The organism is Enterobacter sp. K510 (assembly GCF_055804875.1).
The window spans coordinates 228,647-243,067 of record NZ_JBNRLQ010000001.1; the positions used below are offsets into that span (position 1 = coordinate 228,647).

Consider the following 14,421-nt stretch of genomic DNA (forward strand, 5'->3'; position numbering starts at 1 on the left):
GCATCAGATAGCGACAGGCGCTTTGATGGCGGGATGCGGATCGTAGCCTTCGATTTCAAAATCCTCGAAGCGGTAGTCAAACAGCGAAGCGGGCTTACGCTTGATAATCAGCTTCGGCAACGCGCGCGGCTCACGGCTCAGCTGCAGGTGCGTCTGCTCCATGTGGTTGCTGTACAGATGGGTGTCGCCGCCGGTCCAGACGAAGTCGCCCACTTCCAGATCGCACTGCTGCGCCACCATGTGTACCAGCAACGCGTAGCTGGCGATGTTGAACGGCAGGCCCAGGAACACATCGCAGGAGCGCTGATAAAGCTGGCAGGAGAGTTTGCCGTCAGCCACGTAGAACTGGAAAAACGCATGGCAAGGCGCCAGCGCCATTTTGTCCAGTTCACCCACGTTCCAGGCGGAAACGATAATACGGCGCGAGTCCGGGTCGTTCTTTAACTGCTCAAGCACGTTCGAGATCTGATCGATATGGCGGCCATCCGGCGTCGGCCAGGCGCGCCACTGTTTGCCGTATACCGGACCCAGATCGCCCTGCTCATCCGCCCATTCATCCCAGATGGAGACGTTGTTTTCATGCAGGTAGGCAACGTTGGTGTCGCCCTGCAGGAACCATAACAGCTCATGGATGATTGAGCGCAGATGACAACGTTTGGTGGTCACCAGCGGGAAGCCGTCGCGCAGGTTAAAGCGCATCTGATGGCCAAAAATAGACAGCGTGCCGGTACCGGTACGATCGTTTTTTTGGGTGCCCTCATCGAGCACCTTTTGCATCAGGTCTAAATACTGTTTCATGGTTCCTCAGGAAACGTGTAGCTGCGGGCGACGGCGGTACGCCCAGATCATCATCAGAACGCCGGCGACAATCATCGGGATGGAGAGAATTTGCCCCATGCTGATGTACTGCACCCATTCGCCGGTAAACTGCGCATCCGGCTGGCGGAAGAATTCAACAATGATGCGGAACGCGCCATAACCAATCAGGAACAATCCGGAGACGGCACCCATCGGGCGCGGTTTGCGAATAAACAGGTTGAGAATGATGAACAGTACAATGCCTTCCAGCACCAGTTCATAGAGCTGGGACGGATGTCGCGGCAGGACGCCGTAAGTATCAAAAATAGACTGCCATTCCGGGTGCGCCGGCAGCAGCGCCATATCTTCGCTGCGGGAGGCGGGGAACAGCATGGCGAACGGGAAGCCCGGATCGACACGGCCCCAGAGTTCACCGTTGATAAAGTTACCCAGACGGCCTGCGCCCAGCCCGAACGGGATCAGCGGCGCGATGAAATCCGCAACCTGGAAGAAATGACGTTTGGTGCGACGGGCAAAAATGACCATTACCAGAATAACGCCGATCAGACCGCCGTGGAACGACATGCCGCCGTCCCAGACGCGGAACAGGTACAGCGGATCGCTCATGAATACCGGGAAGTTATAGAACAGCACGTAGCCGATACGCCCGCCAAGGAACACGCCGAGGAATCCTGCGTAAAGCAGGTTTTCGACTTCGTTTTTCGTCCAGCCGCTGCCGGGACGATTAGCGCGGCGCGTCGCCAGCCACATCGCAAAGATGAAGCCGACCAGATACATCATGCCGTACCAGTGCAGGGCAAGCGGCCCTATGGAGAAAATCACCGGATCGATGTCCGGAAAACGCAGATAACCACTGTTCATCTGTCACCACAACTTGTTGTTATTCCGCCGAAAGTGGTCAGCGGCAAAGACGTGCGCCCGCGTCGACAGGCGCGCCAAAGTTGCGAATCATAGCATAAGGCGGACATGCTGATTGCGCTGAAGTTGTAAAAGATATGTATAACGTTCGCCGGATCCTGCACCTAGCGTCCGCCGCGAATTAACCCGCCCATGCTGCGCCGTTCCATAAAGGCCGCGACCTGATGGCGAACTTCTGCGGCCAGCTGGGCGTCAAGCGCCCGTCTGGCAAGCGTCTGCGCATCTTCGTGATCGATATGGCGCAGCAAATATTTGATACGCGCCACCGAGCGGCCGTTCATCGACAGATGACGGTAGCCAAGGCCGATGAGAATGGCGACGCACATCGGATCCCCTGCCATTTCACCGCACAGCCGCAGATCGATGTCGTGCCGTTCGGCTTCGTCGGCGATCATCGCCAGCGCGCGCAGCACGGCAGGATGCAGGCTGTCGTACATATTTGCCACGCGGGTATTGTTGCGATCCACCGCCAGAATGTACTGGGTCAAATCGTTGGTGCCGACCGAGATAAAATCAACCCGTTTAACCAGATGGGCGATCATAAAGACCATCGACGGCACTTCCAGCATCACGCCAATGCGCGGTTTGGGAATGGCGTAGCCGATCATCTCTTCCACTTCGCGACCGGCGCGCTCAATCAGACGTCGCGCCTCGTCGATCTCATCGATGCTGGTGACCATCGGTAGCAGAATATTCAGGTTACCGGTGGCGGCGTTGGCGCGCAGCATGGCGCGCACCTGGATCAAAAAGATCTCCGGCTGATCGAGCGTAATGCGGATCCCGCGCCAGCCGAGGCACGGATTCTCTTCGCTGATCGGCATGTAAGGCAGCTGTTTATCGGCGCCGACATCCAGCGTACGCAGCGTGACGGGCTTGTCGATAAACATCTGCATCATGCCCTGGTACTGCGCCACCTGCTCCTCTTCCGAGGGGAAACCGCTTTGCAGCATAAAGGGGATTTCGGTGCGGTAAAGACCGATGCCGTCAATGCGGCTGTCGAGATTTTCTTCGTGCGCCGGGCTTAAGCCCGCGTTGAGCATCACTTTTACCCGCTCGCCGCTTCTGAGCTGGGCGGGCAGATTAACTTCATCTTCAGCCAGACGGCTTAATTCATTTTCTTCGCTGATAAGCCGCTGATATTCCTGCATCAGGATCGGCTCTGGATCCACCAGCAGTTCACCGCGATAGCCATCGACGATCAGCGTGCGTTGATGCAGGATCGACGGCTGAATGTCTGCGCCCATCACGGTCGGGATGCCAAGGGCGCGAACCATGATCGCCGCATGGGAGTTCGCCGCGCCATCGCGCACCACCACGCCCACCAGTCGGTCGTGCGGCAGTTCGGCAAGCGTGGTGGCGGAGAGTTCATCAGCCACCAGCACAAAGCGCGCAGGCCAGGCATTCGGGCCCTGTAATGTATCGTCAAGGTGGAAGAGCAGACGCTGGCCGAGCATGCGCAAATCCCCGGCGCGCTCCTTCAGATAGCCATCGGTCAGCGCCGCAAACTGTTCGGCAAAGCGCTCAATAACCTTTTTTACCGCCCATTCGGCGACAAAGCCCCGGTCCACTTCCTCAAACAGTTCCCGGCGCAGGCGGGCGTCAGAGAGCAGATGCGAATAGAGATCGAAGATCGCTGCCGTCTCTTTCTGCGCCCCGGCAGAGAAGCGCTTGCTGTAACGGCGAAATTCACTGGCCGCCTCTTCCAGCGCCCCGGTCAGCCTTTCGCGCTCCAGCGAGGTGTCGAGCGTCGAGGCTTCATACACCTGCTCCATCAGCGGCAGCGTGGCATCCATCCAGCCTTCGGCGATGGCTACGCCCGGCGAGGCAGGCAGCGCGCGGATGCGTGTCTGACGGTACTGACCAAAGAGCGCCGCCAGCTGTGACTGGGAAAGAATGGCGGCCATCTGCGTGGCCAGCGTGACGAGGAAGGACTCTTCGCTCTCGTCAAACTGGCGTAATTCACGCTGCTGCACCACCAGCACGCCCAGCAACTGGCGGCGCTGAATAATGGGCACGCCAAGAAAAGCACGGAAGCGCTCTTCTTTGACTGCGGGAATGAATTTAAAGCTGGGGTGCTTTTGCGCATCGGCCAGGTTGATGGGCTCCGCAAGCCGACCGACCAGGCCGACAATGCCCTGATCGAAGGCAAGCGTGACAGTACGACCACGCGGCTTTTTCAAACCGCGCGTCGCCATCAGGTAATAGCAGCGTCTGTCGTGATCGGCGAGATAAACCGAGCAGACCTCGGTATCCATCGCCTGACAAATTTCAGTAACCAGTACGTCCAGCGCCTCGTTGAGGCGCGGAGCACTTGCCACTTTCTCGACGATTTCTCGCAGCCGGGTGAGCATGTTATGTATGGCTTAACCTCTTTTACGTCGCCAGGCTGGGGGACTTTGCGGCTTCGGCGTCGCTTCAGAAAGCGCCATCACTACGCTTGCAAACTCTTTCATCACCCGACGATAGACATCGCGTTTAAAGGAGACAACCTGACGAACGGGATACCAGTAACTCACCCAGCGCCAGCCATCAAACTCGGGGGTACTGCTGGTTTGCATATTAATATCAGCATCGCTGCTGACTAATTGCAGAAGAAACCATTTTTGTTTCTGGCCGATACACACCGGCTTTGTGTCCCAACGCACCAAACGTTTCGGTAACTTGTAACGCAACCAGTTGCGAGTAGAAGCAAGGATACGCACATCTTTACGACTTAACCCAACCTCTTCGAACAGCTCCCGGTACATAGCCTGCTCCGGGGATTCTCCGGGGTTAATTCCCCCCTGAGGAAACTGCCATGAGTGCTGACCAAAGCGCCTGGCCCACATCACCTGGCCCTGTCGGTTACAAATTACGATCCCAACATTAGGGCGGTAGCCATCGTCATCAATCACCGGACTACCTCAAAAAAAATCTGAATTTGAACGATTGTTTCACACTAGTGGTAAACGGTAAACCACTCTGTTAACGGTGCATAACCTAATAACAATTGAATAACTCACAGTTATCTGCCGAGTTATAAACAGATTAGGGTTCCGGGCGGCCACTTTATTCACTTTTTCTGTGGATATAGTTGTGAAGAAGTATGGAATTAAAGGGGGAAAACCCGGAGTAGTCCTAAATCCGCATCCATGCCATAAAAAAATAAAGCGCTATGCGTCAGTATCTTAATGCACTTATACCGGAACGAAAAGGCGGTTATGTGACGATCATCACAGGGATGATCGCCTCGCTGATGAAAGATCGCACAGCGTCGGTTTTATCCACAGATTGTGCCACTAAGTTAAACACAATTTGTGCGAAAATTCGATTTTGCTCCCACGTCAAGGCTGTAAATGGAAACAGTAGTGAAGGTTTTTACCAGTTATCCCACTTTTCTGTGGATAACATGGTGTAAGATCCTGTTCATTGCCAGTGACCAGAATTGGAAAACCGGGCAGGCTGTTGCGCAACATAAGGTTTTATTTCCAAAAAGAGTCGTTAAATCATAGTATTGAAGGTTGCCGATAGAAATAAACCTCACTGCTCACCCCGGTGCATAATTGTTGTTCATTTTTTAACCAAAGGTCTGAATCATGTTTCCACCTGTTCCCTTAACTTCACCGCCGGATTCCGAAGCAAAGCTGTTAGCGCAGGCACAGCGTCTGGCGGGCTTCACGTTAGGAGAACTGGGTCAAATGGCCGGTCTGCCAGTGCCCCAGGATCTGAAACGTGATAAGGGCTGGACCGGGATCCTGCTGGAACGCTGGCTGGGCGCAAGCGCAGGCAGCAAGCCGGAACAGGATTTCGCGGCGCTCGGGGTGGAGCTTAAAACCATTCCTGTGGATAACGCCGGACGCCCGCTGGAAACCACCTTTGTGTGCGTTGCCCCTTTGACGGGTAATAGCGGGGTGGTGTGGGAAACCAGTCATGTGCGTCACAAGTTAAAGCGTGTGCTGTGGATCCCGGTGGAAGGATCGCGGGAGATCCCTCTCGCCGTGCGGCGTGTGGGAGCACCGCTGCTGTGGAGTCCGGATGAAGATGAGGAGCGCCAGTTGCGCCTGGACTGGGAGGAGCTAATGGATCTCATCGTACTGGGTCAGGTTGAAACAATTACTGCGCGTCACGGCGAAGTGTTGCAACTGCGCCCGAAAGCGGCGAACAGTAAAGCGCTGACCGAGGCCGTGGGCACCGAGGGCCAACGTATCCTGACCCTGCCCCGCGGCTTTTATCTGAAAAAGAATTTTACCCGCGCATTGCTGGCGCGGCATTTTTTGTTGCAGGGTTATTAAATTTTGCCCTGACCGGGCTTGCGCTTATAATTAGCCCTTCTTTTTTTGGCAGGACTTTTACGATGTTATTTGCATGGATCACCGATCCCAATGCCTGGCTGGCGCTCGGAACACTGACGCTGCTGGAAATAGTGCTGGGTATCGATAATATTATTTTCCTTTCTCTGGTAGTGGCAAAACTCCCGCCCGCACAGCGTAACCGCGCCCGCCGTCTTGGCCTTGCGGGAGCAATGATCATGCGTCTGGCGCTGTTGGCCTCAATCGCATGGGTGATACGCCTGACCACGCCGCTGTTTGAGGTGATGGGCCATGCGGTGTCGGCACGCGATCTGATTTTGCTGCTTGGCGGCTTATTCCTGATCTGGAAAGCGAGCAAAGAGATCCACGAGTCCATTGAAGGGGAAGAGGAAGGACTGAAAACCAACGTCCACTCCTTTATGGGCGCGATTGTGCAGATCATGCTGCTGGACATCATCTTTAGTCTCGACTCGGTGATTACGGCGGTGGGGCTTTCTGACCATCTGTTCATTATGATGGCGGCGGTGGTGATTGCCGTTGGCGTGATGATGTTCGCGGCGCGTCCGATTGGCGAATTCGTCGATCGTCACCCGTCGGTGAAAATGCTGGCGCTGGCCTTCCTGATCCTCGTCGGCTTTACGCTGATGCTGGAAAGTTTCGGCATCCACGTGCCGAAAGGCTACATCTATTTCGCGATGTTCTTCTCCATCGCCGTGGAAACCCTCAATCTGTTGCGCAACAAGAAGCGCCCGCTCTGATTTACCACTCCCCCGATGCCGGGGGAGTGTTCATTTTTTCTTCCGCTTTCAGAATTTGCTGCTTTTTCATCACATTATTCTGCGTTATTACTAGACTACATTCAGTTAACCGTCACGCGAGGAATAAAACGATGAAAAAATGGGCAGTGGTGATCTCTGCAGTAGGCCTGGCTTTTGCGGTTTCAGGGTGCAGCAGTGATTACGTTATGGCGACCAAAGATGGCAAAATGATCCTGACAGATGGTAAACCACAAATTGATGATGACACCGGACTGGTTAGCTATCGCGATCAGCAGGGCAACGAGATGCAGATCAACCGCGACGACGTTTCACAGATTATCGAACGTTAATCCTGAAAGGGTCAGTACCCTGCTGACCTTTTGATTTTTCACTTTCCCTTTTCACTCCCCTCTGCCATGTTTATATTCCTTTGTCAGGAAGCGACTGACGTTGTTAACAAAAGGAAGCCGGCAAATGCACTATCACCGTATCCCTCACAGCTCCCTTGAGATAAGCACGCTGGGGCTGGGCACTATGACGTTTGGTGAACAAAATAGCGAAGCCGACGCCCATGCACAGCTCGATTATGCCGTAAGCCAGGGAATAAATTTTATTGATGTCGCGGAGATGTACCCTGTTCCGCCGCGCCCGGAAACCCAGGGGCTTACCGAGACTTATGTCGGCAACTGGCTGACGAAGCGGGGTAACCGTGAAAAACTCGTTATCGCCTCTAAAGTCAGCGGCCCGAGCCGCAACAGCGACAGCGGTATCCGCCCGGATCAGGCGCTGGATCGCAAAAATATCCGCCAGGCGCTGGATGCCAGTCTGAAACGCCTGCAAACCGACTATCTCGATCTCTATCAGGTTCACTGGCCGCAGCGTCCGACCAACTGCTTCGGCAAACTGGGCTATGAGTGGACGGATAGCGCGCCGGGTGTAACCATCCTTGAAACCCTTGAAGCGCTGACGGAATACCAGCGTGCCGGGAAAATTCGTTACATTGGCGTCTCCAACGAAACGGCGTTTGGCGTGATGCGTTATCTGCACCTGGCGGACAAGCATGATCTGCCGCGCATCGTCACCATTCAGAACCCGTACAGCCTGCTGAACCGCAGCTATGAAGTGGCGCTGGCGGAAGTCAGCCAGTTCGAAGGCGTGGAACTGCTGGCCTATTCCTGCCTGGCCTTTGGTACGCTGACCGGGAAATACCTCAACGGCGCGAAACCGGCAGGCGCGCGTAATACCCTGTTCAGCCGCTTTACCCGCTACAGCGGCGAGCAGTCGCAAAAAGCAGTCGCCGCTTACGTGGATATTGCGAAGCGTCATAATCTGGATCCGGCGCAGATGGCGCTGGCCTTTGTGCGTCGCCAGCCGTTTGTCGCCAGCACCCTGCTGGGGGCGACCACGCTGGAACAGCTGAAGACCAATGTGGAGAGCTTCCATCTTGATCTCAGTGAGGACGTGTTAGCGGAGATTGAAGCAGTGCACCGGGTGTATACCTATCCGGCGCCATGATGTAAAAAGCCGGGCATCTGCCCGGCTTTTTTTGCCGGGTGGCGCTTGCGCTTACCCGGCCTACGTATCGCAGCAGTGTTGTAGGCCCGGCAAGCTTGCGCCGCCGGGCAGACCAACCACGATTTTACCGACGACGCTGCCAGATCCACAGCGCGGCAATCGCCAGCGCAAAGAGCGCACCGAAGCCCACGCCAACACCCACCACCGGCACGCCGACTTTTATCGCCAGCGAATACAGCCCCAGCATCAGGAGCATGGCGGTGTTCTCACCGAGATTCTGTACCGCAATGGCATTCCCCGCGCCCACCGAGCGTTTACCGCGCTCCTGCAATAGCGCGTTCAGCGGCACCACAAAGAATCCACCCAGCAGACCAATCAGAATTAACAGGCCATAGGCAGGCAGTAGCGCATGTTGCAGGGAGAAGAACAGCACGCCGACGCCAATTAAAATCCCGGCGGGCATACAGCGCGACACCGTTTCCAGGGTGACGAGTTTCGCCGCCACGCCTGCGCCCACCACGATCCCCACCGCTACCATCGCGTTCAGATAGGTCGGCGTGGCGTTATCGGTAATACCCAGCGCCTCCGGTACCCACAACACCAGCAGGAAGCGCAGCGTCACGCCTGCGCCCCAGAACAGACTGGTGCCCACCAGCGAGAAGCGGGTTTCGCCGTTCTGCCATAAGGATCGGCAAGCGCTGAAAAAGCTGTTGGTCATCGGCCCGAAACGCCAGGACTGACCGGGACGGGCCACCGGCAGCACCGGGATCAGCAAATTCGCCACCACCGCCCCGGCGTACACCAGCGCACAAACGCCAAGCGCCGCCAGCACGTGCCAGTCTGCCAGCACCCCGCCCGCCACCGAGCCAAGCAAAATGGCGGCGATGGTGGAGGACTCCATCAGACCGTTCGCTTTTACCAGCTTATCACCGGTGGTCAGCTCGCCCAGAATGCCGTACTTGGCTGGCGAATAGGCCGCCGCGCCAATCCCCACCAGCGTATAGCCAACAAACGGGTTAACGCCGAGACAGATGCTTGCCGCGCCGAGCAGTTTCAGGCTGTTCGCCACCATCATCACGCGGCCTTTGGGGAAGCTGTCAGCAACCTGGCCGACAAAAGGCGCAAAGAGTATGTAAGCGCCTACAAACACCATTTGCAGGATCGGCTGGCTCCAGTCCGGGTAATACTGCTCTTTCAGCAGCGCCAGAGTGGCGAACAGCAGCGCGTTATCCCCGAAAGCAGACAGGAACTGCGCGGCGGTGACTGCCAGCATCCCCTTCGACCACAGGGAATTGTTAGTGTGTGACTCACGCATGATGATGTTCCGGGTCTTCAAGCAGACCTTTAAGGGTGACAAAATCAGGCTTGCCGCTGCCCAATACCGGAAGTTGCTTCAGATAGCGAATATCCCGCGGGACGGCCAGCTCAGGGATCCCCTGCGCGCGGGCATGCTGGAGCAGCTTGTCGCGCGTCAGCTCGCTGTCGGTGGTAAACATCACCAGCGCCTCGCCTTTGCTGGCGTCGCTTTTGATCACCGTGCCGTGCATTTTTTCCGGCGATACCGCCAGCGCCAGCTGCTCGACCATCTCCAGCGACACCATTTCGCCCGCAATCTTGGCAAAGCGTTTTGCGCGCCCCTGGATCTGCACAAAGCCGCTGTCATCAAAACGCACGATGTCACCGGTGTCGTACCAGCCCGGCTCGATCTCGCCGCGCTCATTTTCCGCCGTCGGCGCTTCCAGCACGCCGGGGTTTTCCACCCGCAGATAGCCGTTCATCACGTTCGGCCCTTTCAGTTGCAGGCGACCGCCGTCTTCAATACCGGGTACCGCCAGCAGACGGGCGTCCATACCCGGCAGAATGCGCCCGACGGTGCCGGGGCGCGCCGCCATCGGCACGTTAATGGAGACCACCGGCGCGCACTCGGTCACGCCGTAGCCTTCCAGAATGCGCAGACCAAATTTGTCCTGCCAGATTTGCCGCGTGCTCTCCTGAAGTTTTTCCGCCCCCGCCACCACGTAACGCAGACGATAGAAATCATAAGGATTGGCGAAACGTGCGTAGTGGCCGAGGAAGGTGGAGGTGCCGAACAGCACGGTACAGTTACGGTCATACACCAGTTCCGGCACGATGCGGTAATGCAGCGGGCTTGGGTAGAGGAACACTTCCGCGCCGGTCAGCAGCGGCGTGAACAGGCCGACGGTTAAGCCAAAGGAGTGGAACAGCGGCAGCGCCGACATAAAGCGGTCGTTAGCCGTAAAATCCGCGATGGTGCGGATCTGCTCGACGTTCGCCAGCAGGCTCTTGTGGCTGTGCACCACGCCTTTCGGATTACCTTCCGAGCCGGAGGTAAACAGCACCAGCGCGGCGTCTTCCGGCTGCTGCGGCACCTGCGCCAGATGCGGCATCAGCACGTGGGCGAAGATCCACAGCTTATCGGCAAGGGTCACGTCGCCCTTCAGATCTTCGAGATACACCCAGCGCACCTGCGTCAGCTGCTCCGGCAGGTGCCAGAGCTTGCCTTTGTCCATAAAGGTGCGTGAGGTAAAAATGGTTTTGATTTGCGCGGCGGTGATAGCGCTGGTCAGCCCCTTCACGCCTGCGGTGTAGTTCATCATCGCCGGAACGCGCCCGCGGGCGACCGCGCCAAAGATCACCGCCGCGCTGATGGCCGCGTTCGGCAGCATCAGGCCGATCTTTTCGCCCTGCGCGGTGTATTTATCCAGAATACGCGCCACGAACAGGGTTTTGGTTAACAGCTTGCGATAGGAGTCCGGTTTGAAGTTGATGTCTTCAATACAGGGCTTGTTCGCGCCATAACGGTATTGCGCCGCAAGCAGCGCTTCAAACAGCGTTTCACGCGGGCGCACGGCCATACGCGCTTCCATCATGATCTGGTGCAGCATTTCGCCGGCGATTTTACGACGGTCACGGGCGCGCGGCGCATCCGGCATCGGCAGCGAGGTAGGCGGCAGGATGCGGATATGAATGCGCGGGAACAGGCGCTGTTTGACCAGCCCTTTCAGGCGGCTGAAGAAGGTCAACTCCGCGCCTTCGATGCGCACCGGCACCACGGTCGCGCCGGATTTAGCGGCCACAAAGCCTGCGCCGTCATAAATTTTCATCAGCGATCCGGACACCGAGATACGCCCTTCCGGGAAGATCACCACCGGGCGGCCCTGGCCAATCATGCGCACCAGATGTTTAACAGACATCGGTTTTGTGGGATCGAGCGGCACAAAATCAATCAGATTGCGCAGGGCGCGCATGTACCACTGCTGGCTGATGGAGGTGTAAACCGCAAACACCGGACGTACCGGTAAAAACAGCGCCAGCAAAACGCCGTCAAGAAAAGAGACGTGATTAGGGGTGATCAGTACGCGCTCACCGCGGAGCGCCTGGGTATCGCCGGTCAGTTCGACCCTGAACAACAGGCGGAATAAAAAACGGAAAAAGTCCAGTAACATGGCAACTTCCTGTGTCAGTTAATATGAAAGATGTCAGGGAATTGTGGCAGATTACACGAGAAGTGCAGAAGGGGCGAAGGTAAAATCCAGACGAAAAAAAACCTGCGCATCCGCGCAGGTTGGTGCAAAACGTGAGTACTCAAAACGTACTGAAATCTCACCAATCAATACCTCTGGGACTTCAACTGTAGCAACAGCCCCCCTGTCCCTACAGTAATCAATCGCAACAGCCCTTCGCAAAGTGTAACCAAAGGTTTGAATTCGCTTTTTTTGTCTTATTTGCTGTCAACCACCTCGTGTAACGTTTTCACCAACCGCAGTAGGCTGTCGATCACGTTTACGGTGTCCCGTCCCGCAATCGCCTTGAACAGACGGCGCTTTTCCGTAACACTTAACGCTGTGTAAACGCTTACCCAAAAAGAAGGTTCTGTATGGCGACGATAAAGGATGTAGCCCGGCTTGCAGGTGTTTCTGTTGCCACGGTGTCACGCGTGATCAACCACTCCCCGAAAGCCAGCGAATCGTCGCGCCTGGCGGTGCAGAGCGCCATGGAATCCCTTAATTACCACCCGAACGCCAATGCCCGCGCGCTGGCGCAGCAGTCGACGGAAACCGTCGGGCTGGTGGTGGGCGATGTCTCGGATCCCTTCTTTGGCTCAATGGTGAAAGCCGTGGAGCATGTGGCCTATAACACCGGCAATTTTCTGCTTATCGGCAACGGCTACCATAACGAACACAAAGAGCGGCAGGCGATTGAACAACTGATCCGCCATCGCTGCGCGGCGCTGGTGGTGCACGCCAAAATGATCCCCGATGCCGATCTCGCCGCCCTGATGGAACAGATGCCGGGCATGGTGCTGATCAACCGCATCGTGCCGGGCTTTGAAACGCGCTGCGTGGCGCTGGATGACCGCTACGGCGCCTGGCTGGCGACCCGCCATCTGATCCAGCAGGGGCACACGAAAATCGGCTATCTGTGCTCCAATCACGCCATTTCAGATGCGGAAGATCGTCTGCAGGGCTATTACGACGCGCTGCGGGAAAATGGCCTGCCGTGCAACGACCGGCTGGTGACCTGGGCTGCGCCTGACGAGAGCGGCGGCGAACAGGCGATGACTGAACTGCTGGGACGCGGCAAAAACTTTACCGCGGTGGCCTGTTATAACGACTCCATGGCGGCAGGGGCGATGGGCGTGTTAAACGATAACGGCATTGACGTGCCGGGTGAGATTTCGCTGATCGGCTTTGATGACATTCTGATCTCCCGCTACGTGCGTCCGCGCCTGACCACCGTACGCTATCCGATTGTCACCATGGCGACCCAGGCCGCCGAACTGGCGCTGGCGCTGGCGGAAAATCGTCCGCTGCCGGATATTACCCACGTCTTTAACCCGACGCTGGTACGACGCCACTCGGTCGGCACGTTGCAGGAAAGCTAAAGCGTATAGCGGTACAGGTGCACAGTTTTGTCCGGGTATTCAAGGCCGTCGCCAATGTACTGCCAGCCGTAGCGCTCGTAAAAATCCATGCAGGCAGACCACAGATACAGCTGCGGATAGCCCTGCCCGCGGGCGTGCTCTATCACCTGTTGTTGCAGCTCCCCCGCCAGCCCCTGCCCGCGCGCGCTTTCATCCACATACAGCGCCGCCAGCCACGGCCACAGATCCTGACGGCTGATTAAATCGCAGCGCCAGAGTCCCACCGTACCCAGCAACTGCTCGCCGTCCGTCGCCACGAAGGTCAGCGGCAGCTCGCCGGGACGCTGGCTGTGTTCGACGATGCTGGCGAAAAATTCCCGCGGCAGCCCGTCGCCAAAGGCGCGCCACTGCCAGTCGATCACCTGTCCGGTAAACTGCGGCACGTCGTAAAGCGGCTGGATCTTCACATTAATTTTCCCTGAAAAAGCGGTACGGATTCGAACAGATAGCCGTCGAAGTCCGGCGCGTCTTCGTCCGACAGCTCCAGAAGGCTTTTTTTGACGTTTTCCAGATGTTGCCACATCGCCTGCCACGCCCCCATTACATCGCGACGGCGCAGCGCCGCCAGCAGGGTTTGCCGGTCCCCCAGCCATTTCAGACGGTACGCCCGGCTGGCGATGTGCACATTGAACTGCTGCCACAGCGGGCTGCTGTCCATGTGATGCCAGATGCTTTCCACCGTGCCCAGCAGCATCTGGTTTTGTGACGCCCCAGCCAGCACCAGGTGGAACATTTTGCTGTTGTCCTGGGAGTTGTCATTCATGGCAATGGCGCGCTGTTCCTGCTCCAGAATACGCCGCAGGTTGTCGATGTCGGCGCGGGTGGCCATTTTTGCGGCAAAGGCGGCAATGTTGCTCTCCAGCAGTTGCCGCGCCTGGAGGATTTCAAAGGGGCCGACGTCGCTGCTTAAAAAGCGTTCTTCTTCGTTTTCGTGCTCCTGGGGGATGCGCATCACGTACACCCCGGATCCCTGGCGGATATCCACCGTGCCCTGCAACTCCAGCATTAACAGCGCCTCGCGCACGATGGTGCGGCTGACGCCGTAGGTTTCGGCAATATTTCGCTCCGGCGGCAGACGGGAGCCCACCGGGTAGTGTCCCTGGATAATCTGCGCGCGCAGATCCTCACCTATCTCCTGGTACTGTTTTTTTTCCGTCACTACGACTGCTTTCTCCAC

Annotated in this window: 13 protein-coding genes; 5 read left to right on the top strand and 8 right to left on the bottom strand. The window is 57.1% G+C overall.

Features of this window, described 5'->3' with window-relative positions:
* Nucleotides 1-3: 3 nt before the first annotated feature.
* From thyA to rppH, 4 genes are all read right to left on the bottom strand, one after another.
* On the bottom strand, nt 4-798 hold the full coding sequence (thyA, locus tag ACQUTD_RS01030) for a thymidylate synthase (RefSeq protein WP_072569921.1): 795 nt from the start codon (nt 796-798) through the stop codon (nt 4-6).
* Nucleotides 799-804: 6 nt separating this feature from the next.
* The gene (lgt, locus tag ACQUTD_RS01035) at nt 805-1,680 is read right to left on the bottom strand and encodes a prolipoprotein diacylglyceryl transferase (RefSeq protein ID WP_072569920.1); all 876 of its coding nucleotides are present in this window, start codon (nt 1,678-1,680) and stop codon (nt 805-807) included.
* A 161-nt stretch (nt 1,681-1,841) separates the two neighbouring features.
* Nucleotides 1,842-4,088, bottom strand: a complete 2,247-nt coding sequence (gene ptsP, locus ACQUTD_RS01040) for a phosphoenolpyruvate--protein phosphotransferase (RefSeq protein ID WP_318376359.1) — start codon at nt 4,086-4,088, stop codon at nt 1,842-1,844.
* Between the two features lie 12 nt (nt 4,089-4,100).
* Nucleotides 4,101-4,631: an RNA pyrophosphohydrolase gene (gene rppH, locus ACQUTD_RS01045; RefSeq protein ID WP_072569918.1), complete on the bottom strand. Its 531-nt coding sequence runs from the start codon at nt 4,629-4,631 to the stop codon at nt 4,101-4,103.
* Nucleotides 4,632-5,312: 681 nt separating this feature from the next.
* On the opposite strand from rppH, the gene mutH reads away from it, so the two are divergent.
* The 4 genes from mutH (at nt 5,313) to ACQUTD_RS01065 (ending at nt 8,299) form a co-directional block, all read left to right on the top strand.
* Nucleotides 5,313-6,008, top strand: a complete 696-nt coding sequence (mutH, locus tag ACQUTD_RS01050) for a DNA mismatch repair endonuclease MutH (RefSeq protein ID WP_473276746.1) — start codon at nt 5,313-5,315, stop codon at nt 6,006-6,008.
* A 62-nt stretch (nt 6,009-6,070) separates the two neighbouring features.
* Complete coding sequence (locus ACQUTD_RS01055; RefSeq protein WP_072569916.1) at nt 6,071-6,784, top strand: TerC family protein; 714 nt, start codon at nt 6,071-6,073, stop codon at nt 6,782-6,784.
* 131 nt (nt 6,785-6,915) lie between these two features.
* Nucleotides 6,916-7,134 (top strand): YgdI/YgdR family lipoprotein, encoded by a 219-nt coding sequence (locus tag ACQUTD_RS01060; RefSeq protein WP_072569915.1) that lies wholly within the window; start codon nt 6,916-6,918, stop codon nt 7,132-7,134.
* Nucleotides 7,135-7,258: 124 nt separating this feature from the next.
* Entirely contained in the window at nt 7,259-8,299 is a 1,041-nt protein-coding gene (locus ACQUTD_RS01065; RefSeq protein WP_318363816.1) for an NADP(H)-dependent aldo-keto reductase, read from the top strand.
* A gap of 124 nt (nt 8,300-8,423) precedes the next feature.
* On the opposite strand, the gene lplT is transcribed toward ACQUTD_RS01065, so the two are convergent.
* The gene (gene lplT, locus ACQUTD_RS01070; RefSeq protein WP_321987984.1) at nt 8,424-9,614 is read right to left on the bottom strand and encodes a lysophospholipid transporter LplT; all 1,191 of its coding nucleotides are present in this window, start codon (nt 9,612-9,614) and stop codon (nt 8,424-8,426) included.
* Nucleotides 9,607-11,766 carry a bifunctional acyl-ACP--phospholipid O-acyltransferase/long-chain-fatty-acid--ACP ligase gene (aas, locus tag ACQUTD_RS01075; protein ID WP_473276747.1) on the bottom strand — a complete coding sequence of 720 codons (2,160 nt, stop codon included), beginning with the start codon at nt 11,764-11,766 and terminating at the stop codon, nt 9,607-9,609. Before aas ends, lplT begins: the two co-directional genes overlap by 8 nt.
* Nucleotides 11,767-12,197: 431 nt before the next feature.
* Here aas and galR point away from each other — a divergent pair, with 431 nt between their 5' ends.
* Complete coding sequence (gene galR, locus ACQUTD_RS01080; RefSeq protein ID WP_072569911.1) at nt 12,198-13,205, top strand: HTH-type transcriptional regulator GalR; 1,008 nt, start codon at nt 12,198-12,200, stop codon at nt 13,203-13,205.
* Here galR and ACQUTD_RS01085 read toward each other — a convergent pair.
* Both ACQUTD_RS01085 and ACQUTD_RS01090 read right to left on the bottom strand, forming a co-directional pair.
* Nucleotides 13,202-13,651 carry a GNAT family N-acetyltransferase gene (locus ACQUTD_RS01085; RefSeq protein WP_473276748.1) on the bottom strand — a complete coding sequence of 150 codons (450 nt, stop codon included), beginning with the start codon at nt 13,649-13,651 and terminating at the stop codon, nt 13,202-13,204. The two genes, galR and ACQUTD_RS01085, sit on opposite strands and share 4 nt — an antisense overlap.
* Nucleotides 13,648-14,421 (bottom strand): GntR family transcriptional regulator, encoded by a 774-nt coding sequence (locus ACQUTD_RS01090; RefSeq protein WP_072570142.1) that lies wholly within the window; start codon nt 14,419-14,421, stop codon nt 13,648-13,650. The genes ACQUTD_RS01085 and ACQUTD_RS01090 overlap by 4 nt, the downstream gene beginning before the upstream one ends.

Excerpts from the sequence above, each read along its gene's own strand:
- ACQUTD_RS01060 (WP_072569915.1), top strand. The coding sequence starts at position 6,916 with ATGAAAAAATGGGCAGTGGTGATCTCTGCAGTAGGCCTGGCTTTTGCG.
- ACQUTD_RS01065 (WP_318363816.1), top strand. The coding sequence starts at position 7,259 with ATGCACTATCACCGTATCCCTCACAGCTCCCTTGAGATAAGCACGCTG.
- galR (WP_072569911.1), top strand. The coding sequence starts at position 12,198 with ATGGCGACGATAAAGGATGTAGCCCGGCTTGCAGGTGTTTCTGTTGCC.
- aas (WP_473276747.1), bottom strand. The coding sequence starts at position 11,766 with ATGTTACTGGACTTTTTCCGTTTTTTATTCCGCCTGTTGTTCAGGGTC.
- ptsP (WP_318376359.1), bottom strand. The coding sequence starts at position 4,088 with ATGCTCACCCGGCTGCGAGAAATCGTCGAGAAAGTGGCAAGTGCTCCG.
- thyA (WP_072569921.1), bottom strand. The coding sequence starts at position 798 with ATGAAACAGTATTTAGACCTGATGCAAAAGGTGCTCGATGAGGGCACC.
- ACQUTD_RS01055 (WP_072569916.1), top strand. The coding sequence starts at position 6,071 with ATGTTATTTGCATGGATCACCGATCCCAATGCCTGGCTGGCGCTCGGA.
- lgt (WP_072569920.1), bottom strand. The coding sequence starts at position 1,680 with ATGAACAGTGGTTATCTGCGTTTTCCGGACATCGATCCGGTGATTTTC.
- mutH (WP_473276746.1), top strand. The coding sequence starts at position 5,313 with ATGTTTCCACCTGTTCCCTTAACTTCACCGCCGGATTCCGAAGCAAAG.
- lplT (WP_321987984.1), bottom strand. The coding sequence starts at position 9,614 with ATGCGTGAGTCACACACTAACAATTCCCTGTGGTCGAAGGGGATGCTG.